General features: G+C 25.0%; 23 protein-coding genes. 11 read left to right on the forward strand and 12 right to left on the reverse strand.

The annotated features are described in order from the left end of the window. Positions 1-118: 118 nt before the first annotated feature. The 5 genes from HF862_RS05620 to HF862_RS05640 are packed head-to-tail and all read right to left on the reverse strand — an operon-like array spanning position 119 to position 3,554. Positions 119-868: an energy transducer TonB gene (locus HF862_RS05620; RefSeq protein WP_170186942.1), complete on the reverse strand. Its 750-nt coding sequence runs from the start codon at positions 866-868 to the stop codon at positions 119-121. Positions 869-882: 14 nt separating this feature from the next. After that, positions 883-1,272 carry a biopolymer transporter ExbD gene (locus HF862_RS05625; RefSeq protein WP_170186943.1) on the reverse strand — a complete coding sequence of 130 codons (390 nt, stop codon included), beginning with the start codon at positions 1,270-1,272 and terminating at the stop codon, positions 883-885. Positions 1,273-1,280: 8 nt separating this feature from the next. Next, the gene (locus tag HF862_RS05630) at positions 1,281-1,892 is read right to left on the reverse strand and encodes a MotA/TolQ/ExbB proton channel family protein (RefSeq protein WP_170186944.1); all 612 of its coding nucleotides are present in this window, start codon (positions 1,890-1,892) and stop codon (positions 1,281-1,283) included. Positions 1,893-1,923: 31 nt separating this feature from the next. Further along, positions 1,924-3,162: a coproporphyrinogen-III oxidase family protein gene (locus HF862_RS05635; protein ID WP_170186945.1), complete on the reverse strand. Its 1,239-nt coding sequence runs from the start codon at positions 3,160-3,162 to the stop codon at positions 1,924-1,926. An 8-nt stretch (positions 3,163-3,170) separates the two neighbouring features. Further along, positions 3,171-3,554 (reverse strand): YbaN family protein, encoded by a 384-nt coding sequence (locus HF862_RS05640; protein ID WP_304205592.1) that lies wholly within the window; start codon positions 3,552-3,554, stop codon positions 3,171-3,173. Positions 3,555-3,720: 166 nt separating this feature from the next. On the opposite strand from HF862_RS05640, the gene HF862_RS05645 reads away from it, so the two are divergent. Continuing rightward, positions 3,721-5,859 carry a TonB-dependent receptor gene (locus HF862_RS05645; RefSeq protein ID WP_170186947.1) on the forward strand — a complete coding sequence of 713 codons (2,139 nt, stop codon included), beginning with the start codon at positions 3,721-3,723 and terminating at the stop codon, positions 5,857-5,859. Positions 5,860-6,062: 203 nt separating this feature from the next. Here the strand turns inward: HF862_RS05645 and HF862_RS05650 are convergent, their stop codons facing one another. Beyond that, a complete protein-coding gene (locus HF862_RS05650) occupies positions 6,063-6,566 on the reverse strand; it encodes a flavodoxin family protein (RefSeq protein WP_170186948.1) in 504 nt (167 codons plus the stop codon). Between the two features lie 227 nt (positions 6,567-6,793). Between HF862_RS05650 and HF862_RS05655 the strand changes: the two genes are divergently transcribed. Beyond that, on the forward strand, positions 6,794-7,954 hold the full coding sequence (locus HF862_RS05655; protein ID WP_240934793.1) for a radical SAM protein: 1,161 nt from the start codon (positions 6,794-6,796) through the stop codon (positions 7,952-7,954). 52 nt (positions 7,955-8,006) lie between these two features. On the opposite strand, the gene HF862_RS05660 is transcribed toward HF862_RS05655, so the two are convergent. Next, on the reverse strand, positions 8,007-8,801 hold the full coding sequence (locus HF862_RS05660) for a ZIP family metal transporter (protein WP_170186949.1): 795 nt from the start codon (positions 8,799-8,801) through the stop codon (positions 8,007-8,009). 135 nt (positions 8,802-8,936) lie between these two features. On the opposite strand from HF862_RS05660, the gene HF862_RS05665 reads away from it, so the two are divergent. The 7 genes from HF862_RS05665 (at position 8,937) to HF862_RS05695 (ending at position 16,432) form a co-directional block, all read left to right on the forward strand. Then, entirely contained in the window at positions 8,937-9,368 is a 432-nt protein-coding gene (locus HF862_RS05665) for a DNA starvation/stationary phase protection protein (RefSeq protein ID WP_170186950.1), read from the forward strand. Positions 9,369-9,393: 25 nt separating this feature from the next. After that, positions 9,394-9,870: a heme utilization cystosolic carrier protein HutX gene (hutX, locus tag HF862_RS05670; RefSeq protein WP_170186951.1), complete on the forward strand. Its 477-nt coding sequence runs from the start codon at positions 9,394-9,396 to the stop codon at positions 9,868-9,870. Between the two features lie 36 nt (positions 9,871-9,906). Further along, positions 9,907-11,994, forward strand: a complete 2,088-nt coding sequence (locus tag HF862_RS05675) for a TonB-dependent receptor (protein WP_170186952.1) — start codon at positions 9,907-9,909, stop codon at positions 11,992-11,994. Between the two features lie 71 nt (positions 11,995-12,065). After that, positions 12,066-13,058 carry an iron ABC transporter permease gene (locus HF862_RS05680; RefSeq protein WP_170186953.1) on the forward strand — a complete coding sequence of 331 codons (993 nt, stop codon included), beginning with the start codon at positions 12,066-12,068 and terminating at the stop codon, positions 13,056-13,058. Then, on the forward strand, positions 13,058-13,843 hold the full coding sequence (locus HF862_RS05685; RefSeq protein ID WP_170186954.1) for an ABC transporter ATP-binding protein: 786 nt from the start codon (positions 13,058-13,060) through the stop codon (positions 13,841-13,843). Before HF862_RS05680 ends, HF862_RS05685 begins: the two co-directional genes overlap by 1 nt. Before the next feature lie 8 nt (positions 13,844-13,851). Further along, positions 13,852-14,739: an ABC transporter substrate-binding protein gene (locus HF862_RS05690; RefSeq protein ID WP_170186955.1), complete on the forward strand. Its 888-nt coding sequence runs from the start codon at positions 13,852-13,854 to the stop codon at positions 14,737-14,739. Beyond that, a complete protein-coding gene (locus HF862_RS05695; RefSeq protein WP_170186956.1) occupies positions 14,726-16,432 on the forward strand; it encodes an ABC transporter ATP-binding protein in 1,707 nt (568 codons plus the stop codon). The genes HF862_RS05690 and HF862_RS05695 overlap by 14 nt, the downstream gene beginning before the upstream one ends. An 85-nt stretch (positions 16,433-16,517) precedes the next feature. On the opposite strand, the gene HF862_RS05700 is transcribed toward HF862_RS05695, so the two are convergent. Continuing rightward, positions 16,518-16,997 carry a D-Ala-D-Ala carboxypeptidase family metallohydrolase gene (locus HF862_RS05700; RefSeq protein ID WP_170186957.1) on the reverse strand — a complete coding sequence of 160 codons (480 nt, stop codon included), beginning with the start codon at positions 16,995-16,997 and terminating at the stop codon, positions 16,518-16,520. A gap of 234 nt (positions 16,998-17,231) precedes the next feature. Between HF862_RS05700 and gltS the strand changes: the two genes are divergently transcribed. Then, on the forward strand, positions 17,232-18,446 hold the full coding sequence (gene gltS, locus HF862_RS05705) for a sodium/glutamate symporter (RefSeq protein WP_170186958.1): 1,215 nt from the start codon (positions 17,232-17,234) through the stop codon (positions 18,444-18,446). 155 nt (positions 18,447-18,601) lie between these two features. On the opposite strand, the gene HF862_RS05710 is transcribed toward gltS, so the two are convergent. From HF862_RS05710 to ptsG, 3 genes are all read right to left on the reverse strand, one after another. Next, a complete protein-coding gene (locus tag HF862_RS05710; protein WP_170186959.1) occupies positions 18,602-19,084 on the reverse strand; it encodes a hypothetical protein in 483 nt (160 codons plus the stop codon). A gap of 148 nt (positions 19,085-19,232) precedes the next feature. Further along, positions 19,233-19,727 carry a PTS glucose transporter subunit IIA gene (locus HF862_RS05715; RefSeq protein WP_170186960.1) on the reverse strand — a complete coding sequence of 165 codons (495 nt, stop codon included), beginning with the start codon at positions 19,725-19,727 and terminating at the stop codon, positions 19,233-19,235. Positions 19,728-19,744: 17 nt separating this feature from the next. Beyond that, complete coding sequence (ptsG, locus tag HF862_RS05720; RefSeq protein ID WP_170186961.1) at positions 19,745-21,229, reverse strand: glucose-specific PTS transporter subunit IIBC; 1,485 nt, start codon at positions 21,227-21,229, stop codon at positions 19,745-19,747. Between the two features lie 266 nt (positions 21,230-21,495). Between ptsG and HF862_RS05725 the strand changes: the two genes are divergently transcribed. Continuing rightward, entirely contained in the window at positions 21,496-22,599 is a 1,104-nt protein-coding gene (locus HF862_RS05725; protein ID WP_170186962.1) for a helix-turn-helix domain-containing protein, read from the forward strand. A gap of 102 nt (positions 22,600-22,701) precedes the next feature. Here HF862_RS05725 and uvrA read toward each other — a convergent pair whose 3' ends face one another. Then, positions 22,702-25,530: an excinuclease ABC subunit UvrA gene (gene uvrA / locus HF862_RS05730; protein ID WP_170186963.1), complete on the reverse strand. Its 2,829-nt coding sequence runs from the start codon at positions 25,528-25,530 to the stop codon at positions 22,702-22,704. Positions 25,531-25,624 lie beyond the last annotated feature (94 nt).

Raw genomic sequence — 25,624 nt, forward strand, 5'->3', positions numbered from 1 at the left:
TCTACTTATTTTTGTCTATTTTCATATAAAAAATTAAAAAATTTTTATATAAAATCAATTTATAATTTCCTTAGAAATAAAAAAACACTCTTTCAAATTAAAGAGTGTTTTTTTATTTTTATGATTTTGGTTTAAATATAAATTCTTTTACAAAATAAACTTTTAATTTTTTTCCTCCATAAGTTATTGGTTTAAATTTCCATTTTTTTAAAGCTTGCATTACCTCTTTATCAAATCCAAATTTCTCATGAGATTTTAAAATTTCAATTTTCTCAACTCTTCCATCTAATCCAACAAGAAATCTAGCTTCAACAATAACTGTTTTATTATATCTTATAACTTCTGCTTGACGTGGATAATTAGGGTCTATTTGATTTAAAATTTCAAAATTAATTCCTTTAGCTGATAAAGCTGTGTAGCTTCCATCAGAATTAGCTACAAAGTTTCCATTCTTAGTTAAAACTTCTTCTATACTTTCTTTTTTATTTTCTTCTTTAACTAAATTTTTATGTGGTTGTTTTTTATTTTGGTTATTTTGAGATTTTTTTATCTCTTTCTTTTCGGTTGTCTTTTTTTCAACTTTTTTTTCAGTATTTTTTTTCATTTTACTTTTGAATTCTTCTTGAGGCTTTTTAATTTCTTTTTCTTCTATTTTTTTATTGGCTTCTTCTACTACTTTAGGCTGTTTTACCTCGCTTCCTTTTACTTTTTTTATATTATCTATCCGTTCAGGTAAATTTCTAGAATTATATGATATTGGAATAGATATTTTTCTTGAAATATCAGGATTTCCTAAAGTATTTACATGTTTGTAATAGGGAATAATCAATAAAATATGAAAGATTATTGAAAGTAATATGTATTTCATTTTCTACTCCTTAATTATTCATAAAAATTTATTCCTAAATTTTCTATTCCCTGTTTTTTTATTTTTGTAATAGTATCCATAACAATTTGATATTTTAGTTCTTTATCAGCTGTTACAGAAACTGAATCAATCCCAATTAATATATTTCCTAAATTATCAATATCTATGGGAAAAGTTTTTCCATCTTTTATAGCAAAATAATCTCCATTTTTGTCGATAACAATCTCTAAAGGTAGTTTTTTATCTGGACTTTCCACATTTGCTGTTGGAATATCTATATCTATTTGTCCATATTTATCAAAAGTCGTTGTAACCATAAAAAATATTAAAAGTAAAAAAACAACATCTATAAGAGGAGTTAAGTCAACAGCAAGAATATTTTTATTTTTTCTGTATTTTCCCATCTTTCCTCCTAATTTTTTCTTATTATATTTATTATATTTGTCGTTATTTTATCAATATCACTTTCAACCTCTTCTACTCTTTTATTTAAAAGATTATAAATAACAATGGCTGGAATAGCTATTGTAAGTCCAGCAGCTGTAGTAAGCAAAGCCTCTGATATTCCATCAGCTACTACTTTAGGGTCTCCAGCTCCTAATAGAGCAAGATTTGTAAAAGCATGAATCATTCCTGTAACTGTTCCTAAAAGTCCAATCATTGGAGCTGTATGAGCTATTATTCCAAGTAAATATAATCTTTTTTCCAGTGGACTTATTCTTTCTAAAGCTATTTCTTTTACTAATTGGTCAAAATGATGAAAATCTCCATTGGCATTATGACGAACTAAAAATTCTTTTATAGTTGCCCCAACAGTATTTTTTTCATTATCACATAATGAACAAGCTTTTTCTAAATTGTTAGTAGACACAGCTAAAATAATATTTGATTTAAAATTCTTACTTAAACATCTCTCGTGTAAAAAGAAAAATAATACCCTTTCTATAATTATAGCAAGAGAAATAATTGATAAAATTAGAAGAATCCACATTAATGGTCCTCCAACTTTAAGATAATGATACATAACTGAAAACCTCCAATATATAAATTTTAAATTATTTGTTTTTCATTTTTATTAAAGTATTTATAATATCTGCAATAATACTATTTCCCCAGAATATTCCATCTAAAGTATAAGTGAAATATTCTCTTTCTAGTATTATTAAACTTTTATTTTGAAATTCTTGTAATTTTTCAAAAATAATATTAAAATTTTCTTTAGAATATTCTTCTATTTCTTTTAAAGATACTCTAGGATATTGCATAATACCAGCTATTTTCTTTAAAGAATATTTAAATTTATCATCCTTTCCATAAAAAGTAATTAATTTATTTAGATGAAAACACTCTATATTTTCCATTCTTCCACCTGCTCCAACACCAATAGGGATTAAATTATCTAAATTATTAACATTTTTTATATATTTATATTTATCTCTCCCATTGGTAATTTTAGTATGCTCTAAAAGATGATATCCATTCTTTAAAGTTATTTCTAAAAATTTATCATGTAATATCTTATCTTTTTCTAAATTATATATATAAAAATTACTATTATCTTTTCTTAATTTAGAAATTTTAGACCCTTCTTGCACCATTAAAGAATAAAAACTACAACTATCTAAATTCAATTCACACAAAATTTTTGCATCTTCTTCAATCTCTTCTAAAGTTTCATCAGGATAATTATAAATAATATCTATACAAATAAGTCCACTAAAATTTTCTCTTAAAAATTTTAATCTTTTTATAATTTCATCTTTTTCATAAGTTCTATTCAAAATTTTTCTTCCTCTATTAGAGAAAGTTTGAATTCCTATACTCAATCTATTAACACCATAATTTTGTAAAATTTCTATTTTTTTAGGTGTTAGATTGTGAAGGGTAGTCTCGAAAGTAAATTCATAATCTTTAGTTAAAATAAAATTTTCTCTTAAGGATTTAAGAATCTTTTCCAATTCTTTTTCTTTATAAATTGTAGGAGTTCCACCACCAAAAAAAATAGTAGATATATGTTTTTCTTTTGGATAAAGTTTTTTTCCATATTTTTCAAATTCTCTACAAAGATAGTCTGCATAACTATCTAAACTACTATCTACCTGTTTTCTATTCATATTACAAAAAGAACAAATTTTATCACAATAAGGAGTGTGAACATAAATTCCTAATTCTCTAGAATTATTTTTATCATTTAAAAATCTTTCAAAAGAAAAATTTGTAGAAATATTTCTCCCTAAAGAACTATTAATAATATTTAAAACATCATGATGAGATTTATATCTTATATTAAACATAACAACTCCTAACTTTCTTTCTTTTCATTTAAAGTTTTTAAACTTAAAATATGATAAGTAACTCCTAAAAATACTATTATTAAAAATATTCTTAAATGAATTTGAGTAATTTTATATATAGAAAAAGACATACTAACACTAAGTAATAAAAGAGCACTTAATTTATTTTTTAAAGTAATTCCTTTTTTCTCATGATAATCTTTTATATATTTTCCAAAAATTTTATTTTCTAATATAAAATTATGAAATTTTTTAGAAGATTTTCCAAAACAATAAAGACTAAGTAATAAAAAAGGTGTTGTAGGTAATAAAGGTAAAAATATCCCAATGGTTCCTACTATTATAGAAATTAATCCCAAAAATAAAAAAATACTTTTTTTCAATAAAATCACCAACTTTATTTTGAATCTCAAATAATAATAACACTTTTCAAAATTAAAGTCAATCAAAAAAAATAAAATTAAAATATTTTATCAAAAAAATTTTGACATACAAAATTAAATATGATATAAAAAATTATGGAACTTAAATATAATTTAAAATGTGGAAAGGAGATTTATGAAAAAAATATTTTTATTCTATTGTATACTTAATAGTTTAGTCTTAGCACAAGATATTCAACTAGGGCAAAGTATAATAAGCCCAGATTATATTGAAGTAGAAAAATTAAAGCCTACAAAAAATGTAATAGTTATTAATAAACAGGATATCGATGAAAAAGGTTATACTTCTGTTTCTCAAGTCCTAAATGATGTTCCAGGAATAACTGTAGGAACTAGTGCTTGGGGAGAAATTGATATTAGAGGACAAGGAGCAGACCAAGCAGCTAAAAATATTCAAGTAATGGTAGACGGAGCCCCTATAACAACTTTAACAACCCATCCTTATCAAACAAACTATGATGTAATTCCTGTAGAACAAATTGAAAAAATTGAGATTATTCCTGGAGGAGGTTCAGTTCTTTATGGAAATGGAACTTCTGGAGGAGTAATAAATGTAACAACTAATTTAAAAACTATGAATAAGCCTATTAATAAAATAGGATATGAATTCACTAAAGACAAAGAAAAGAAATATTATACAAATTTTGGAACAAAAATAAATGATAATTTATCATTTCAACTAAATTATTCTAAAAGTGATAAAGATTGGTATTTTGTTGATACTTATAGTAACACAGAATATTTTTCCGGAGGATTTAATTATAAAATTTCTAGTAATCAAGCTTTCACTTTCAAATATAGCCACTTTAAAGAGGATGGGCAATTTATAAAAAATATAAGCAAATCTAATTTAGAAGAATTTGGAAAAAATTATAGACCTAAATATTCTAATGTAACAGTTGGAATAGATGAAAATGGTTTGAAAATACAAGAGAAAAAAAGAAGATATCTTTCAAGTGATAGAGAAGATGATAGTTTTAAATTATCTTACGCTTATCAAATAACAGATAATCTCTTATTTACGATAGATGGTTTTTCAAGTGAAGGATATTTTACAAATAATGAAGATGCAGATAATAAAAAAATGGAACAAGAAACATTAGGAACAAAAACAAAATTAAATATAAATTACGGAAATGATAATAGTTTATTAATTGGTACTGATTATTTTAAGCAAACAGCTAATATGAATTACTATGATTATAAGTTCAAAAAAGTTTCAGAAGGAGATATTCCTATAGGGAATCAATATACAGATGGAAATTACATAAAATATAATGGTAAATATACTTATAAAAAAGTTCCATATAATTTTAATTATGAAAGATTTGTAAAAGCTATTTACTTTTTAAATTCAAATAAATTTGGAGATTTTGAATTTACTCAAGGAGCAAGATACGATATTACTGACTGGTCTTTCGATAAAAATGCAAATGATGGAAAAGGTAAAGATAAAAGTCATAGAGTTAATCAAAACTATGAAGTTTCAGCAGCCTATAACTATAGAGATACTGGAAAAGTTTATGCAAGATATGAAAGAGGTTTTACAGGACCAGATGGAATACAAATTTCTGATAAAAAGCTTGATGCAAATGGAAATAGTATTTATGTAAAAACAGAAGCAGAAGATGAAATCTTTCATATGTATGAAATAGGTCTTAGAGATTATATTTTAGGTTCTGCAATAAATCTTACAGGATTTTATACTAAAACAGACAATCAAATGAATAGAGTTTATTTAAATAATAGTCCAAAAGAATCTATAACTGTAAATTACTTGGAAACAGAAAGATATGGAGTAGAATTTACAGCTAACCAAATTTTTGGAAAGTTTTCTTTTGAAGAAGGATATACTTATTTAAAAGGAAAAAGTGATTACAATGATAAAGGAAAAGCTAATATAGGAAAAGTAGATTGGTCTAACAGTGGATTAAAAAAAGTTCCAAAACATATGATTTCTATAAAAGCCGATTATAATCTAACAGATAATCTTTCTACAGGTTTAGTTTGGAAATATACAGGAGGATATAATAATTACTTAAAAGATATAGAGCGTGATGAAGATAGTTTGGTAAAATCTCATACTGTTGTAGATTTTTCAATAAGATACAATAATCCTAATGGTGTTAGTATTTATGGAGGTATAAATAATTTATTTGATAAAACATATTATGGATATGTAGGAGATAATTTTTCTACTGTTATTCCTGAATTTGGTAGAACATATTATCTAGGAGCAAGTTATACTTTTTAATTAATAATTTTTTAATTTTCTAGTATAAATAAAATTTTTAAAATTAAATTTTTCGAAGAGAGATTTTATTTTGGAATATATAATAAAATCTTTCTTTTTTTTATAAAATTTAATAAAAGAAAAACAGTCAATAAAAATTGACTGTTTTAAAAGATTGAAACAAAATAAATTAATGGGCACAAATTTTATATATTTTTTATAAATTATAAATTTAAAAGTTTTTTAAAAGTATTTTTTGCTTCTTCTAAATCTTTTTCATCTGGATGAGTACTTGCATCTTTCCATCTTTTTATTCTTTCAGGATTAGGTCCATGTGGATGGTCTGGTCCAAAAGTTTTTTTCATAAATTCTATTAATTGTGGGTCTATAGCTCCTTGACAATGATAACTTCCTATAATTTCATTTTTATTTTCTTCTAAAACTTTTGATATATTTTTTATGCAATCTTTAGCATGGTCTGAATTTGGATAAGCTCCTAATGTGAAAAAGAATGCTACTTTTTTATTTTTTATACTTTTCATAAAATTTAAAGCTTTTTCATCAGCAGTTCCTTTATCTATCCAAGCTCCAACAATTATTAAATCATAATCTAAATTTTCCACTTGAGAAATATCTTTTAATTCTGAAAATGGAATAACATCAGTTATAGCTTCTGCTACTTTTTTAGTGTTTCCTGTTTTTGTTGAATAAGCAATTAAAGTTTTCATAATTTTCTCCTTTGTCACTGAAATTAATTCTAAAAAATTTTATCACACAAAATTTTGCTTGTCAAATATTTGTTGACAAAAATGAAAAATAAAGTATAATATTTAATTATAACTAACCAAGGAGAAAATATGGAAATTATATTTGAAAAAAGAATGAAATCTCATCATGATGTTGGAGGAATTTTAAATAAGTATCTCGAAAAAAAATAGTTACAGAATCAGATTTAATGGAATTTTTAAATAAAAGTCCAGAAAATATTCCAAGAGCAATATATGTTCATACTCCATATTGTGATAAAATTTGTTCTTTTTGTAATCTTAATAGAAAACAATTACAAGGCAGCTTAGATGAATACTCTAATTTTATTGCTTCTGAATTTAAAAAATATGGAAAAACAAAATATTTTCAAGAAAGAGATTTTGAAGTTATATTTTTTGGTGGTGGAACTCCTACTGTATATAAACCTAATCAATTAGAAACCATACTTAAAAGTATACAAGAAAATGTTTCTTTAGCACCAAAATATGAATTTACTTTTGAAACAACACTTCATAATCTTTCTAAAGAAAAATTAGACATAATGATGAAATATGGAGTTAACAGACTTAGTGTTGGTATCCAATCTTTTTCAGAAGAAGGACGAAAATTTTATAATAGAACTTTCACAAAAGAGGAAACTATTAGTAGATTAAAAAAATTAAAAGAATATTTTAAAGGAGATGTTTGTATAGATATTATTTATAACTATCCTAATCAAAAAGAAGAAGATATAAAAGAAGATGTTAAAATAATCAAAGATTTAGAAATTAGTAGTGCTAGTTTTTACTCTTTGATGATTCATGAAGGTTCTAATCTTTCAAAGGATATAGTAAATGAAAAAGTAAAAATAACAGAAAATTTAGAAAAAGAAAAAAAACTTCATGATATTTTCATAGAAGAACTTTGTGAGGATAAAAAATATTATATACTTGAACTTACAAAAATTGCTAAAAAAAATGGGGATAACTACCAATATATAAAAGTTAGAAATAATGGTGGAGATACATTTCCAATAGGAGTTGGAGCTGGAGGTAATGTCGGAAATATTGGTATTTTTAGAATGAATAAGGATTTATCTTTTTTCTCTAATATATCCAATCTACATAAAAAGTTTAGTTTGCTTTCAGGCCTTTTACAATTCCCAATTATTCATAAAAATGAAATAAAAGAAATATTAGATGAAAAAGAGTATAATTATTTTTTAGATAAAATAAATGAATTTAAAGAAAAGAAATTATTTATTGAAGATGAAAAAGTTTTTATATTTACTAAAGATGGAATTTTTTGGGGAAATAATATTGGGTATGATATTATAAAATATATTATTGAAAAAATTTTTGAAAAATAATTCCTTAAATTTCATAAAATAAAAAAGCTACATTCTTATGTAGCTTTTTTATTTATCCTAGTGCAATATCTAAAATCATCATCAAAACAAATCCAAACATAACACTTAAGGTTCCACTATCTGAATGTTTTGAAAAATTTGCCTCAGGAATAAGTTCTTCTACCACAACATACATCATGGCTCCTGCTGAAAAAGATAAAAGCCATGGCATCAAAGAACCTAAACTAGATGTAATAAAAACTGTCAAAATTCCAAATATAGGTTCTACTATTCCAGATAAACTTCCATAAATAAAAGCTTTAAAAGTTCCAAATCCTTCTCTCCTCAAAGGAAGAGATACAGCTGCTCCTTCTGGAAAATTTTGAATTCCAATTCCTAAAGCTAATCCTATTGCTGAAGCTAAAAAAGAAGGGTCATTAGAATTTTGACTAGCCAAAGCAAAGGAAAGCCCTACAGCTATCCCTTCTGGAATATTATGAATTGTCACAGCTGTTATTAAGAGAGAAGTTCTTTTTAAATTACTGGGAATTCCCTCAGTTTTATTTTCTACAGGATGTAAATGAGGAATTATTTTATCTAAAATCAATATAGTAAATACTCCTCCTAAAAATCCAATAGAAACTGGTATCCAACTTATTATTCCTCTAGCTTCCAAATCTTCAATTGCTGGTACAAGTAATCCAAAAACAGAGGCTGCTATCATAACTCCAGCAGCAAATCCTAAAAAAATTCTTTGTATATCTTCTTTTATCTCTCTTCTAAAAAAGAAAACCATTGCTGAACCTAAAGTTGTCATTAAAAAAATAAATGAAGTTCCTAAAATAGGCCATAGTATATTTAGATTCATAAATCACCTCCAAAAATTATTAATTTATATTATATTTAATTATATCATATTTAATTAAATTTTAAAATATTTTTATTGACAAATTATTTTATAAGTGATATATTTTTATTATAAAATTTTAAGGAGGTAATATTTATGGAAAAAAATTTAAATTTATTTTTAGCTGATTTAGTAGTGGAATATCATAAACTACAAAACTTTCATTGGTATGTAAAAGGAAAAAATTTCTTCCCTCTACATGCTAAGTTAGAAGAGTTATATAATGGAATAAATAAAATGATTGATGAAAATGCAGAAAATATTTTAATAATAGGTGGAAAACCAGTAGGTTCTCTAAAAAGTTTCTTAGCATTATCTGAAATAAAAGAGGAAGAAGAAAAATATCTTTCTGAAGAATATATTTTAAAAGAAATTATAGCTGATTTTGGATATTTATTAGATAAAGTTAAAAAAATTAAAAAAGAAGCTGATGAATTATCTGAATATATAATTTCTGCATCAATGGATGATTATATAAAATATTTCTCTAAAATATTATGGATGTTAAATCAAAGTATGGATGACTAAATCTAAAACTTGAGTGGTTAAATATATGAAAACTAAAATAGAAAAATTAATAAATAATGATACTAAAATTTCTTTTTCAAAAATTTCAAAAGAATTAAATATAAGTTTTTTAGAAGTTTTAAGAAATGTGTCTAATCCACGTGTAAAAACTTATCCTGTTGAAAAAATAGACGAATTATTTGAGATTTTAAATAAGTGGGAAGAAGTGCTTTTACTTGTAGTTACCCCAAATTTTGTCTTAGAAATAAAAGATAAATTCCCACAAGGAAAATATGGGCATGGATTTTTAAATTTTCATGATAAAGAAACTTCTATTGGAGGACACTTATCTGTCAATAATATTAAAGAAATTTTTATAGTGACTGATACTACATTTGGCAAAAAAAGTTGTTCTATAAAATTTTTTGATTCTGATGAAAAGGAAATATTTTCTATATATGTGCCAAGAGATGAAAAAGGACAACTTAGAGAAAAATATTTGGAAATATTTAATTCATTATAAATAACCTTAATTAAAAATTATGAAAGGAAAAAGAAGATGAACAAAAAAATTTTATTATTAGGTTGTTTAATTTCATCCTTAGTATATGGTGGAGAAAAAACAACAGAAATTAAATTAGATGATACAGTTGTAACATCAGTAACAGGATTTGAAACTAGTATTAGAAAAGTTATGGCTAATCCAACTGTTGTAACTTCTAAAGAAATTAAAGAAAAAGGGTATAAAACGGTTTCTGAGATATTAAAAGATATTCCAGCTGTAAATGTTATAGGAAATACTTTTGGTTCTATAGTAGATTTAAGAGGTCAAGGAGGTCTTGATAGTACTTCTTCTGGAGCAAAAGCTAATGTTCAAGTAATGATTGATGGAGTAGCAGTAAATGCTTTAGAAACTTCTATGGTAAGTAGTCCAATAAATACTATAGCAGTTAATAATATTGAAAGAATTGAAATAATTCCTGGAGGGGGTTCAGTTCTTTACGGTTCAGGAACAGCTGGAGGAGTCATTAATATTATTACTAAAAGAGGAGAAGGATTAAGAGGAAATGGTGGATATAACTTTTCTACTTTAGGTTCTCATAAAACTGATGTTTCCTTTGGACAATCTATTGGAAAATTTGACATAGATTTATCATATAACCAAAATGAAGGAAATGGTTATAGAAAAGATTCGAAATTAGATTCAGATTATTTCCAAGGAAAATTAAGATACAATATTAATGATGACCATAATTTAGAATTTAAATATAATAACTATAATGAAAATAAAAATTTATTGGATTCATTAACAAAAGCACAAATAGATGAGGATAGAAAGCAAGGAAATTCTGATAAATATATGGATACAATGGATATTGATAAAGAAGATTTCCAATTAACTTATAATGGAAAACTAAGTGAAAATTTATCAGCCAATGTAATAACTTTTAGAAGTGAAACAGATATGTTAATGAGTATGCCTGGTGAAAGTTCTATGAGACCTGGAAGTCCATTAACTCCTTATAAAATAACTTGGAATTTTAAAGATAAAAAAACAGGAATTAAACCTAAATTAAAATATGCTTATGGAGATGATAGCTCTTTAATTTTTGGATTAGATTATATAAAAAATGATGGTGGAAGATATGGAAAAAATCAAATTCAAGGAATGCCTATGTCTATTTCTATGGGAAATATGGATTTAAATAAAGAAACTTTAGCTGGATTTATTATGAATAATTATAAAATTGGAGATTTTGAATTTAATCAGGGATTTAGATATGAAAATTCAGATTATGAAGTATCAAGATATGGGTCAAAATTTAGTAAAAATACTTCATATACAAAAGATGAAAATAACTATGCTTATGAATTAGGTGGAAGTTATCGTTATTCAGATATTGGTAGAACATATTTAAGATATGAAAGAGGATTTACAACTCCTGCTCCAGCTTTATTAACTAATAAATGGAACAAACAATATAATTTAAATAATTTAGAGTCTGAAACTTATCATAATATTGAATGGGGAATATCAGATTATATTGGAAATACTTCTATTAACTTTGCTCTATTCTATTCATTAATGAATGATGAAATTTATACAAATATGCAAGGAGGAATGGGAGATTTTGATAGCACAATATTAAACTATAATATTGATAAAACTCAAAGAATGGGAGCAGAATTAAAACTTGAACAATACTTTGGAAAATTAACTTTATCTGAATCTTATCAATATATAAATGCAAAAATTAAAGAAGGAAGAGGACAAGCCTTTGATACAAGTGGAAATGTAATAGATACTGGAGATATTTCTGGAAATAAAATAGCAGGAGTACCTGAACATAGACTTACTTTAGGTGCTAGATATGACTTTACTCCAAAATTTAATATTAATGGAGAGGTTGTTTATAATGGAGAATCTTATTTAGATAATAACAATGAAACAGGAAAAAAAGATTCTTACATAGTTACAAATGTTAGATTTAATTATAATGCTGATAATGGATTATCTTTATTTGCTGGAATTAATAATATATTTAATGAAGATTATTATGAATCAATTTCTTATAGTGGTGGAGAATATTTATATGACCCTGCACCAGAAAGAAATTATTACATAGGATTTAGTTATACATTATAATCTAACTTTATAAAAATAAAATTTAATAGGAGCTGGAAACAGCTCCTATTAAATATGTAAGGAAAAAATTTATGAAAATAAAAGAAAATAAATCTTTTAAAAATATACTTCCTTTTATATTAATCATCGGAATAATAGTTGGTGGATTAATTTCAGCAAAAATGGGAGACCAAACAATAACTTTAGAACAAATTTTTAATTTAAAAAATCAAGAGGAATATATAAAAATAATATTACTTGATTTAAGAATTCCTAGAATTTTAATGGGAGTTTTAGTTGGAATGATGTTGGCATCTAGTGGAGTAGTAATTCAAACTGTTTTTCAAAATCCCTTAGCTGACCCCTATATAATTGGAATAGCTGCCAGTGCTACTTTTGGTTCTGTAATAGCTTATATTTTTAATCTTCCAGATTTTATGTATGGAGTTTTAGCTTTTATAATGTCTCTTTTAAGTACTTTCTTAATTTTTAAAATGGCTAAAAAAGGAAATATGATAAATGTTTCAACTTTACTTATAATAGGAATAGCTGTTTCATCTTTTTTAAGTGCTTTTACTTCCTTTGCTATTTATTTAATAGGTGAAGATTCATTTAAAATCACTATGTGGATGATGGGATATTTAGGAAATGCTACTTGGAAAAAAGTTTTCTTTTTAATTCCTCCTCTTATATTTTCTTTATATTATTTTTATATAAATAGAAATAATTTAGATGCTTTATTATCTGGAGACGAAGAAGCTCATTCTTTAGGAGTAGATGTTACAAAATTAAAAACAAGAATTCTTACTGTATCAGCTTTAATTGTGGCTTTTTCAGTAGCTTTTTCTGGAATGATAGGTTTTGTTGGTCTAATAATTCCTCATATTATAAGAATGATAACAGGTCCTTCTAATTCTAAATTAATTCCTAATGCTTCTTTGGCTGGTGGATTTTTTCTCTTAATCTGTGATACTTTTGGAAGAATGTTTTTATCTCCTACTGAAATTCCTATTGGAGTTGTTACTTCATTTTTCGGAGCTCCATTCTTCTTGTATTTAGCCTTAAAAAATAAAAGGGGGATGTAATGGAAGAAGCAATTAAAATAACTAACTTAAGTTTTTCCTATGGTGATAAAAATATTTTAAAAAATATAACCTTAAAAATTGAAAGAAATAAAGTAATAGGAATTCTTGGTCCTAATGGTTGTGGAAAATCTACACTTTTAAAGAATATTTTAGGGTATCTAAATAAAAATAATGAGAATATTGAAATTTTTCAGAAAAAAGAAAAAGAATATACTCAAAAAGAAAAAGCTAAAATAATGGCTTTAGTTCCTCAAAAATCTAGTTTATCAAGTCCTATGTCTGTAATAGATTTTGTGACTATGGGAAGACTTCCACATTTAAAAAATTCTTGGGAAGGATATTCAAAAAAAGATTTTGATATTGCTTTTGAAACTTTAAAAATATTAGGACTTGAAAAATTTTCTAATAGAATCGCTCTAAGTTTATCTGGAGGAGAATTTCAAAGAGTGTTATTAGCTAGAGCTCTAACTCAAGAACCAAAAATTTTACTTTTAGATGAGCCAACATCAGCTTTAGATTTAAATCATGCTGTTGACCTTATGGGAAGAGTAAAAAAACTTGTAAAAAACCATGATATAACAGCAGTAGCTGTATTACATGATTTAAATTTGGCTTCTATGTTTTGTGATAAATTATTTTTAATAAAAGATGGGAAAGTTGCTTATAAAGGTACTCCAAAAGAAGTTTTAACTGAAAAAATATTAGAAGATGTATATCAATTAAAATCAAAAATAATTTATGATGAAAATGATAAACCTTATATAATACCATTAGAAAAATTTTAGGAGGAAGAATGGGAAAAAAATTAGGAGTAGTTTTAGGATTTTTATTAATAAATATATTCAGTTTTTCTCTTGAAATAAAAGAAAATACTGTTTATGGATATCAAAATAATAATATTCTATTAAAAAAATATAATAGAATTGTAGTAACAGACCCAGCTGTTATAGAAACTATGTATATGCTAAATGCTCAAGATAAAATAGTTGGAATAGCTGGAACAAAAAATAGTAAAATTTGGCCTTATGAAGAAACGAAAAAATTATTAACTGTTGGAAATACTGCTAAACCTAGTTTAGAAAAAATAATTGCTTTACAACCTGATTTAGTAATAGTTAATGGAATGTCTATAGGGCTAGCTGATTCTTTAAAATCTAAAAATATCCCTGTTCTTATAAATGATGGAACAAAAGATTTTAAAAATATTTTAGAAAGTATAAAAATTTTCGGAAAACTTTTTGATAGAGAAAAAGAAAGTGAAAATTTATATAAAGAAAGTAAAGAAAAATTAAAAATTTTAGAAGAAAGAAAAAAACTTAAAGAAATAAAAGGAGTAATTCTTTATTCAACAAATCCAATGATGGGATTTTCTAAAGAATCTTTACCAGGACAAGTTTTAGAATTAATAGGAGTTAAAAATATAACAGATGGATTAATTGGAGAAAGACCAATAATTTCTCCTGAATATTTATTATCTGAAAATCCTCAAATAATTATGGGAGCAATGTCCATATCTTCTGTTAAAAGTATAAAAGAAGCCAATCCTTTTATAAAAAATACTATAGCTGGAAAAAATAATAATATTTTTATTGTGGATTCTTCTAAAATACTTAGAGGCTCACCTAGAATATTTAATACTATGGAAGAATTAAAAAAGGAAATAGAAAATGCAAAAATATAAAATACTTTTTAAATATTATCTTCTTGAGAAAAAATTATTAATAATATTTTTATTTTTTGGAGTTTTAGTTACAGTTTTAGATTTAATAACTCCTATTATTGTAAAAGAAATAATAGATGTTATACTCCCTGAAAAAAATCTAAAAAAATTATTTCTTTTTTCTGGACTTGTATTATCATTTTATGTATTAAGAGCTTTTTCTTTTATAATTTCAGCAAGTCGTGGACAACTTATGGGAAATAAATTAAAATTTCATATGAGAAATGATTTAATAAATCATTTTCTTAAACAATCTAATAAATTTTTTAAAGAAAAAAATTCTGGTGAGTTAATTTCAAGAATTACCGGAGATTTAGAAAATCTTTCTATTTTATTATATAAAGGTTTAGAAGATTCTCTTTCAACTTCTTTATCCTTAATTGGTTCTTTTATATTGATGTTTAGTTTTAACCCTATATTAGCTTCATTTGTATTTATTCCTCTACCTCTAGCTATTGTATTTATCTATATATTAAATCAAAAACTAAAAAAAGGGTATTTAGAAATAAGAGAAACAACTGGTAATTTTATAAGCCTAATAAATGACATTTTCAAAGTAATTTTTTTTATAAAAGATAATAATCTTGAAAATATAAATAAAAATAAGTTTATAAAAGCTAATGAAAATGTTTTAGAAATCGAAAGAAAAAATTTTTTAAATTCTTCTTACTTAGTATCTGGAATTGTTTTTTATACACAATTTATTCAACTACTTTTAATTTTTGTTGGAGGAATTTTATATATTAAATCTGATTTGAGTCTTGGAATTATTTTCTCTTTTTTACTTTTAGTTGATAGATTTAAAGTATCTTTAATGAGATTTATAGGTCTTATTGATTTATATCAAAAAGGAATTGTTGGAATATTGAGATTTAATGAAATCATGTCTATAGATACCAGTTTACCTGAAGGTACTATTGATTTAGGAGAAGAATTTAAAAGTTTAGAGTTTAAAAATGTCAGTTTTGGTTATAATAAAGAAAAACTTATAATAAAAAATATAAACTTTAAAATTAATAAAGGGGAAAAAGTAGCTATAGTGGGACAAAGTGGAATGGGAAAAACAACAATTTTTAATCTAATAAAAAGAAATTATTTCCCTACAAGTGGAGATATTTATATTAATAATATAAATATAAAAGATATTCAAACAGAATCCCTATTAAAATTACTCGGAATAATTACTAAAGATAATAGTTTATTTAACACAACCATATTAGAAAATATAAATATTATAACTCCTTTAGAATCTTCTTATGAAAAAATTGTTGAAGCTTCTAAAAAAGCTTGCATTCATGATAAAATTATGAGTTTTCCCGAAAATTATAAAACATTATTAGGAATTAATGGAATAAATATGAGTACAGGTGAAGAACAAAGACTTTCTTTGGCTAGAATATTTTTAAAAAAAGCTAAACTAATTATGCTAGATGAAGCCACTTCTGGCCTAGATAATATAACAGAAAATGAGATTATGAAAAATATCAAAGATATCTTTAAAGATGAAACAGTGATAACTATAACTCATAAATTTTCCCTTTTAAAAGATTATGATAAAATTATTTTAATAGAAAAAGGAAAAATTATAGAAGAGGGCGATTTTTCCTCTCTTATTGAAAATAAAAAGAAATTTTATAAAATAATAAATTCTTAACTTTATAAAAATTTTTATAATATTAAAAAGAGTTATTATATTATTAACAAAAATATAATAACTCTTTTTATTTTTTAATTATAATTTACCTATAAAATCTTTGTTTTCTCTCATCTCTAACTTTTTCTTTAAAACTAATATGAATATATCTTTTTTGTCTATAATAGATTATTTGGTCATAACTATAACCAGACCTTATTATTCTATTAAAAGCTTCCCATAAATTTCCATCTACAGTAAAATCCACAGCTAATCCTTTTGTATGAGCTGATGTTCTACTTCCACCTATTCTTTTATTTATTCTTCCACTTCTATACCAACTATTTATATGTATTGGCTCTCCTACTATTTTTCTTATTTTTTCCATTCTTTTAGCTGTTTTTTTTATCCTTCTAAAATCATCTCTGTGAGGATAATTTTTTATATGTTTTTTAGACCCATATCCACTATGTACAGCTTCATAATAAGTAAAATGTTCAGATATTTTTTCATTTGGTCTTTTCTTTACATTCCAACATCCTGTAAATAAAAATAAAAGCATTAAAATATATACAAATCTTTTCATATTTTTCCTTCCTAATTTAAAATTATATTTGATTATAACATATATTTTTATTTTTTTCAAAAATATATAACGGCATTTTTTTCTAAAATAAGGAAAATTTTTCCGCCATTTTTTTCTTCATCACTCTCATTTATATATAAAAATTTCTTTTTTTATAAAAATTCAGCCTATTTTTAAGTGGCACACTTCTTGCTTATTTTATTTATAATAAAAAATTTTAGGGGGGTATTTGTAATGATACAATTAAAATTGGATATGTTTCAAACATTAGCTTTAACAGTCTTACTTATTTGGTTAGGAAATTATTTAAGAAATAAATTTCCTATTTTGAAAAAATATTGTATTCCATCTGCTGTTGTTGGAGGACTTTTATTTTCTATATTAACTTGTATATTATTTGTTAATAATATAGCTAGTGTATCTTTTGATAGTAAAACAACTAATACTTTATTCTATTGTGTATTCTTTGCTGCTAGTGGAGCTGCTGCTGGATTAGGACTTCTTAAAAAAGGTGGTAAATTAATTCTTGTCTTCTCAATATTAGCTGCTGTTACAGCCTTTTTACAAAATGTATTAGCTGTTGGTCTTGGTAAAGCATTAAGTGTTAAACCTTTAATCGCTTTAATGACTGGTTCAATTCCTATGACAGGAGGACATGGAAATGCTGCCTCTTTTGCCCCAATCGCTGAAGAAATGGGAGCTGTAGGAGCTGTTGAAGTGGCTATTGCTGCTGCTACTTTCGGATTAATTTCTGGATGTATTGTAGGAGGACCTATTGGTAATTTCTTAGTTCAAAGACATGGACTAAAAGGAAGTGCTACAGCTGAAGAAATTGCTGAAATGGAAAAAGCAAGTCAAAAGAATTTTATTGTTAATAAAGATAGATCTTTAAAAGCAGTTTGTCTAATGTTCTTAGCTTGTGGATTTGGTTCTATATTATTTGCACTTCTAAAAAAAGTTTTACCTGGTGTAAGTTTACCAATTCACGTTTTATGTATGTTAGGTGGATTAATTATAAGAAATGTTTATGATATGGTAATTGGTGAAGATGAAGCTCTATACGAATCTATAGATATTGTTGGAGAAATATCTCTTGCTATGTTTGTTACTATGTCTATCATGACAATGAAATTATGGCAATTAGCTGATTTAGCTATCCCAATGATTATACTTCTATTTGCTCAAGTAGTATTAATGGTTATCTTTGCTGTATTCATCACTTATAAATTCTTAGGTAAAGATTATGATGCTGCTGTAATGGCTGTTGGACATACTGGATTTGGATTAGGAGCTGTACCTGTTTCTATGGCAACTATGAAAACTGTTTGTGATAAATATGGATATTCTAAAATAGCATTCTTCGTTGTTCCAGTTATTGGAGGATTAATTAGTAACTTTACAAATGCCGCAATTATAACATATTTCCTAAATTTATGTAATAAATTATAAAATTTAGAAATTAAATATTAATATAAAAAACTGCTAGAAATTTCTAGCAGTTTTTTTATATAATAATTTTTTATTTTTATAAATTCTTTATTAAAATATAATTATTAAATTTTTTAATAAAAAATTTTAAATGAACTTATTTCTATTATTTATTTTTAAAAAATATTTATTCCAAATACTAAAGAAACTTGGTCTAATTTATCATCTTCCATTTTAGTTTGTGAATATAAAAGTTCAGCCTGCATATTTAAAAAATTTAATCCAACTCCAGCTCCATAATATGTAGAAGCATCTTTTCCTTTATAGTTATCATCACTATATAATACTGTTCCTACTTTTCCTACTAAATATGGTTGTAAAAATACTGGAAAGAAATTATATTTTACTATTCCATAAACTGGTACTGTTTCTACTTCAACATCATCTATATTTTTATTATAAGCTATTCCTACTCCTAAATCAGCAATAGCAAAAGATTGTGTTACTTCTAATCCTAAACTAGGAGCATATTTACTAAATTTATTTGTTTCTTTATTATAAGAAGATGAATTTGTTATAGCTCCTACTCTAAAATGTGTATCTAAAGCCAAAATATTTATAGAAAATAATAAAAATATTCCAAAAATTATTTTTTTCATAATCCCTCCTTTTAAAACTTTAATAATTATTTAATTTCTCTCTTGTATTATAATTATACCACATTTTTATTTTTTTCCAAAATTAGAAAAAGAACTAGTAAAACTAGTCCTTTTTCTTCTGTGTTTATCTAATAAATTATTATAGAGGCTATTTTAAATAAACTTTCATCAATAAATCTCCAACTTTTACTTCGCCACTGGCTTTTATTTCTATCTTTTCTACCATATCCATAGAGCTTATTATTATTGGAGTTTTTACTGATTTAGCATTAGTTTTTATAAATTCTAAATTATATTCTACTAATTTTTCACCTTTTTTAACATCACCAGGATTAACTATTCTTTTTAAGCCTTCACCTTTTAATTTAACTGTATCTACTCCAAAATGTATTATCATTTCTAAACCCTCTTTTGTTTCAATACTTACAGCATGATTTGTTTCAAATATATCTATTTCACAATCTAAAGGTGAATAAATAGCTCCTTCTTTTGGGTCAATAGCACATCCATCTCCTATCATCTTTTGTGAAAAAGCTTCATCTGGAACTTCTTCTAATGAAATTACTTTACCATTTAGCGGAGAATAAATCTCTACTATTTTTTCATCTTTCTTTTTACTTTTAAATATATCAAATAATCCCATCGCTATACTCCTATTTATTATTTTCCTGTCATTTTCTTTAAATCATTACAAATAAATTGTGCTTTTGCTCCAAATATAGCTTGAACTCCATTTTTTCCAACTTTTAAAACACCTGAAGCCCCTAATTTTTTTAATTCAGCATCTTTTACTAAAGATGTATCAGCTACTTCTACTCTTAATCTAGTTATACAAGCATCTAATGATTTTAAATTTTCTGTTCCACCTAAAGCATTTAAAACTCCAACAGCTAATTCTTTTTCTCCAATATCTTCTTTTTCAGTTACAGATGTTGTTTCATCTCTTCCTGGAGTCATTAAATTAAATTTTCTTATTGCAAATCTAAATCCAAAATAATAAATAACTGCTAAACATAATCCTACTACTATAACCATATACCAATGATTATTAAATCCATTAGTTCCTGGAAAAACTCCAAAAACAATATAATCAATTAATCCACCAGAAAAAGTCATTCCTATTCTAACATCAAATAAATTCATTAACATAAATGATAATCCAGCAAATAGACAATGAATTCCATATAATACTGGAGCTACAAATAAAAATGAAAACTCTAATGGTTCAGTTATTCCTGTTAAGAAAGATGTTAGTGCTGCTGAAAATAAAATTCCTCCAGCTATTTTTTTATTAGCTGGTTTTGCCTCATGATACATAGCCAAAGCAGCTGCTGGTAATCCAAACATCATAAATGGGAATTTTCCTGTTAAAAATTTTCCAGCTCCTTGATAAGTTACACTTGAAAAATTTGTTACTCCATCTTTAACCATTGCAAACCATATTCTTTGGTCTCCATTAATTACTTCTCCAGCTTTATTTATATATTCTCCAAATTGATACCAGAATGGTGAATAAAATATATGATGTAACCCTAAAGGAATTAAAGCTCTTTCTGTTACTCCAAATAAAAATGTTGAAATATTTGTGTTTGTTTCATTAGCAAAATAACTTAATTTTTCTAACCCTATTTGAAATGGTGTCCAAATAACAGGCATAGCCATTCCAATTAAAAAAGCTAAAATCGCTGTCATTATTGGAACTAATCTTTTTCCAGCAAAAAATCCTAAAAATGGAGGTAGCTCTGTTTTATAAAATTTCTTATAACATATTGCTGCTATAACTCCTGATATTAATCCTCCAAAAACTCCAGTTTGTAATGTTGGAACTCCCATTACCATAGCAAATGCTTTATTTCCTGTAGCTATTCCAGCTTCTGCTCCTGATACTATTCCCATTGTAGTATTCATAATTAAAATAGCTACTACAGCTGATAATCCAGCTACTCCATCTCCACCAACTAATCCTATGGCTGTTCCTACAGCAAATAATAAAGGTAAGTTACTAAAAATTATATTTCCTGCTTGTTCCATCAAAGGAATTCCCAATTTATTTCCAAAGGCCAAAAATAATCCAGCTGCTGGTAATATGGCAATTGGTGTCATTAAAGCTTTTCCTACTTTTTGAATTTCTGCAAATGCTTTCATCAAACCATCTCCTTTTTTATATTTTTACTTGATTTTTTAAATTTTTTGAGTAATTTTTTTTAAATTCAACTCTTTTTCTTATTCTATTCTTTTTTTCTGAACATTTTTATATTATCATATCCTTTCAAAAAAAGTCAATATTTTTTTCAAAAAAAATGAGCCTTTTTATAGATAATTTTTTTAGTGTTGATTTTTTATATATAATATAGTATCATATTATTATATTTATATTTCATTATTTTTATTATTAATATGGAGAATGTTTTATGAATTTTAATGACGAAACTAAATTAAAAAGATTCAAAATAATTGAGCCTTTTTTAAAAAAAGAAAAAAAGCTTAAAGAAATTGAAAGTGAAACAGGAATATCATATGCTACACTTAAAAGATGGATTAAGTCTTACAAAGAAAAAGGCGTTCTTGGATTAGAAAAAAAAGAGAGAGAGGATAAAAATTCTTATAAATCAATAGATGAAACTGGAGTTGACTTAATAAAAAAAATTTATTATAAAGAGGGAGAGTCTAATTTATCTAAACTTTATAATAATTGTCAAAAATATTTAAAAGAAAAAAACTATAATATAAGTTATCCTACTTTTTATAGAATTTTAAATAATATTGATGGTTTTTTCAAAAAAACAACCTCATATCATCTTTCTAAAATAAAAAAATCAAATGAAATTTTTGTTGTTATTGAAACTCCTTTATATATAATGGTCCAAACTCATAAGGTTGTAGTTCCAACTCTTATACTTATGTTCGATGCTTCTACTTTAGATATTATAAACTATTCTTTAAATACTGAACCAACTAATATTTATTCTATTTTAGGTTTTATGAGAGAAAGTATATTAAAAATCTCTTCTCTAACAGAAAAACTTTCTAAACCTAAAGAGATATTACTTGATTCTGATATTAATATTTCTAAAAATATATCTAAGAAAATTTTTGATAAAACTAATATAAAAATTACAAATTATCAAAATACAGATAAAGAAATTGAGAAATTTGTCTCACTTTTGAAAGAAGATTTATATAAAATTTTTACTGATAAAAATAAAATATTTTCTTTTAACTCATTAGAAACTTTCTTAGATTCTTATATATATCTTGATGAAAGTAAATATAATTATATTATTGATTATAAAATTTTAGAGAATAAAGTTTTATTTAGAGAATTAGATATTTTCTTACAATCAACCACTAGAAAAGTTACCAGCTCTAGTATAAGATTTAAAAACAATATTTTTAAATTAAAATTACTTGAAAAATTAGAAGGATTAGACATTGAAATTAAATTTAATCCTATAAATTTAAATATTTTTTATTTATTTTTTAAAAATGAATTTTTAGGAGTTATAACTGCATAAAATTTATCAAAACTAATATAAAACAATAGGACTATTGCACTTTATAACAAGAAAATTTGCAATAGTCCTATTTTTATTTTAAATAAAATATTAATTTTTTTATTAGCTTTTTAAATATTTTTTTAAATATTTACCTGTATAACTTTTTCTTGATTTTGCTACTTCTTCTGGAGTTCCAACTTTTACAATAGTTCCTCCTCCGCTTCCACCTTCTGGTCCAATATCTATTATATAATCTGCTGTCTTTATAACATCTAAATTATGCTCTATTATTACAACAGTATTTCCTTTTTCTACAAGTCTATTTAAAACTTCTAACAATTTTTTTACATCATCAAAATGTAATCCTGTAGTTGGTTCATCTAAAATATATATTGTTTTTCCTGATGAAGTTTTAGATAATTCAGAAGCTAATTTTATTCTTTGAGCTTCTCCACCTGATAAAGTTGTAGCTGGTTGTCCTAATTTTATATAACCTAATCCCACATCAACTAAAACTTTTAATTTTCTTTGTAGAGATGGAATATTTTGAAAAAATTCATAAGCTTCATTGATACTCATATTTAAAACATCTGATATAGTTTTTCCTTTATAATAAACTTCTAAAGTTTCCTTATTATATCTTTTTCCATGACATACATCACATTCTACATATACATCTGGCAAGAAATTCATCTCTATTTTTATAATTCCAGCTCCTTGACAAGCTTCACATCTTCCACCTTTTACGTTAAAAGAAAATCTTCCTTTTTCATACCCTTTCATCTTTGCATCTTTTGTTTGAGCAAATATCTCTCTTATCTCATCAAAAACTTTTGTATAAGTAGCTGGGTTTGAACGAGGAGTTCTTCCAATAGGGCTTTGGTCTATATCAATAACTTTGTCAAGATTTTCTAATCCCTCTATTTTATCATATGACAGAGGATAAAGTTTTCCATTATTCAATTCATTAAAAAGTATTGGAAATAGTGTTTGATTTATAAGAGTTGATTTTCCACTTCCACTTACTCCTGTTACAACAGTCATTACTCCTAATGGAATTTCAACATCTATATTTTTTAAATTATTTCCTCTAGCTCCATATAATTTTATAGTCTTAGAAAACTCTCTTCTTATTTTAGGAACTTCTATCTTTTTTTCACCTCTTAAATATTCACCTGTAAGAGATTTTTTACTTTTCTTTATATCCTTTGGAGTTCCAAAAGCAACTAATTCCCCACCGAACTCTCCAGCCCCTCTACCTAAATCAAGTATCCAATCAGCTTGATTCATTGTGTCTTCGTCATGTTCTACTACAACTAGGGTATTTCCAATATCTCTAAGTCTGTTTAAAGATTCTAAAAGTTTATCATTATCTCTTTGATGTAAACCTATACTTGGTTCATCTAATACATATAAAACTCCTGTTAATCCAGAACCAATTTGTGTAGCAAGTCTTATTCTTTGACTTTCTCCACCAGATAAAGTTTTTGTTCCTCTAAAAAGTGATAAATAGTCTAACCCAACATTTATCATAAATTTTAATCTTTCTCTAATCTCTTTTAAAATCTCTTTGGCAATTTTTTCTTGTTTTTCTGTAAGAGTTAAATCATTAAAAAAGTCCAAAGCTTCTTTTATACTTAATTGACAAATATCTATTATATTTTTATCATTTATAGTTACTGCTAAAACTTCATCTTTTAATCTTTTTCCATGACAATATTTACACTCTTTTTCTATCATAAATTTATTTTCTAACTCTTCTTTTTGAGCTTCAGAAAAACTTTCTTTATATCTTCTTTCTAAAGCTTTTACAATTCCATGAAATTCTCTTAAACCATGAAAAGAAAAATCTCCTCCCTCATAATCAAATCTGTATTTTTTATTTGTTCCATGAAAAATAATATCTACTTTGTCTTTTGGTAAATCTTTAACAGGTATTGTGCAATCTATTTTAAAAGTTTTACACATGGCCAAAAACATCTCCCATGTCCACCCTTTTCTTGTAGAAGCTCCTGGTATATATATTCCTCCATCTAAAATAGATAATTTTTTATCTATAAAAAGTTTATTTTCATCTATTTCTAAATTTTGCCCTATCCCATTACAATGAGGACAAGCTCCATAAGGAGCATTAAAAGAGAATAATCTTGGAGTAAGTTCTGGTATACTTACATCATCATGATAGGGACAAGCATAATTTTCACTATATAGATTATCTACTCCATCTACATTTACAATTATTTTTCCCTCTGATAATTCAACTCCAGCCTCAATAGATTGAGTTAATCTTGTTTCAAATTCTTTGTCATCTTTTTTTAATACAAGTCTATCTATTACAACTTCTATATTATGTCTTTCATTTTTATCAAGATTTATTTCATCTTCTAAATAAAGAATCTCTCCGTTTACTCTAGCTCTTACAAATCCTTTTTTTACTAAATTCAAAAATAAATTTTTATGTGTCCCTTTTTTATCTTTTACAACAGGTGCTAATATTATCATTTTAGATTTTTCTGAAAATTTTTCTAAAATATTTTCTACAATTTCCTCAATACTTTTTCTACTAACTTCTGTTCCACATATTGGACAATGAGCTTTTCCAATATGAGCAAATAGAAGTCTCATATAATCATATATTTCTGTAACTGTTCCAACTGTAGACCTTGGATTTTTATTTGTAGTTTTTTGTTCAATAGAGATTGCTGGTGAAAGTCCTTCAATGGAATCTACCTCTGGTTTTTTCATTTGACCTATAAATTGTCTAGCATAAGCTGAAAGACTTTCTACATATCTTCTTTGCCCCTCTGAATAAATTGTATCAAAGGCAAGAGAAGATTTTCCACTTCCACTTACTCCTGTTACTACTACAAATTTATTCTTAGGAATTTCTACATCTATATTTTTTAAGTTATGTTCTCTAGCACCTTTTATCACTAATTTATCTAACATCTCTCACCTCAATTTTATATTTATATGTATATAAAATTATAAATTTATATATAAATATATTAACTTTTATGTTATAATCTAATCATATTTTATT

The organism is Fusobacterium sp. FSA-380-WT-3A (assembly GCF_012843705.1).
In the GTDB taxonomy this organism is placed as follows: Bacteria; Fusobacteriota; Fusobacteriia; order Fusobacteriales; family Fusobacteriaceae; genus Fusobacterium_B.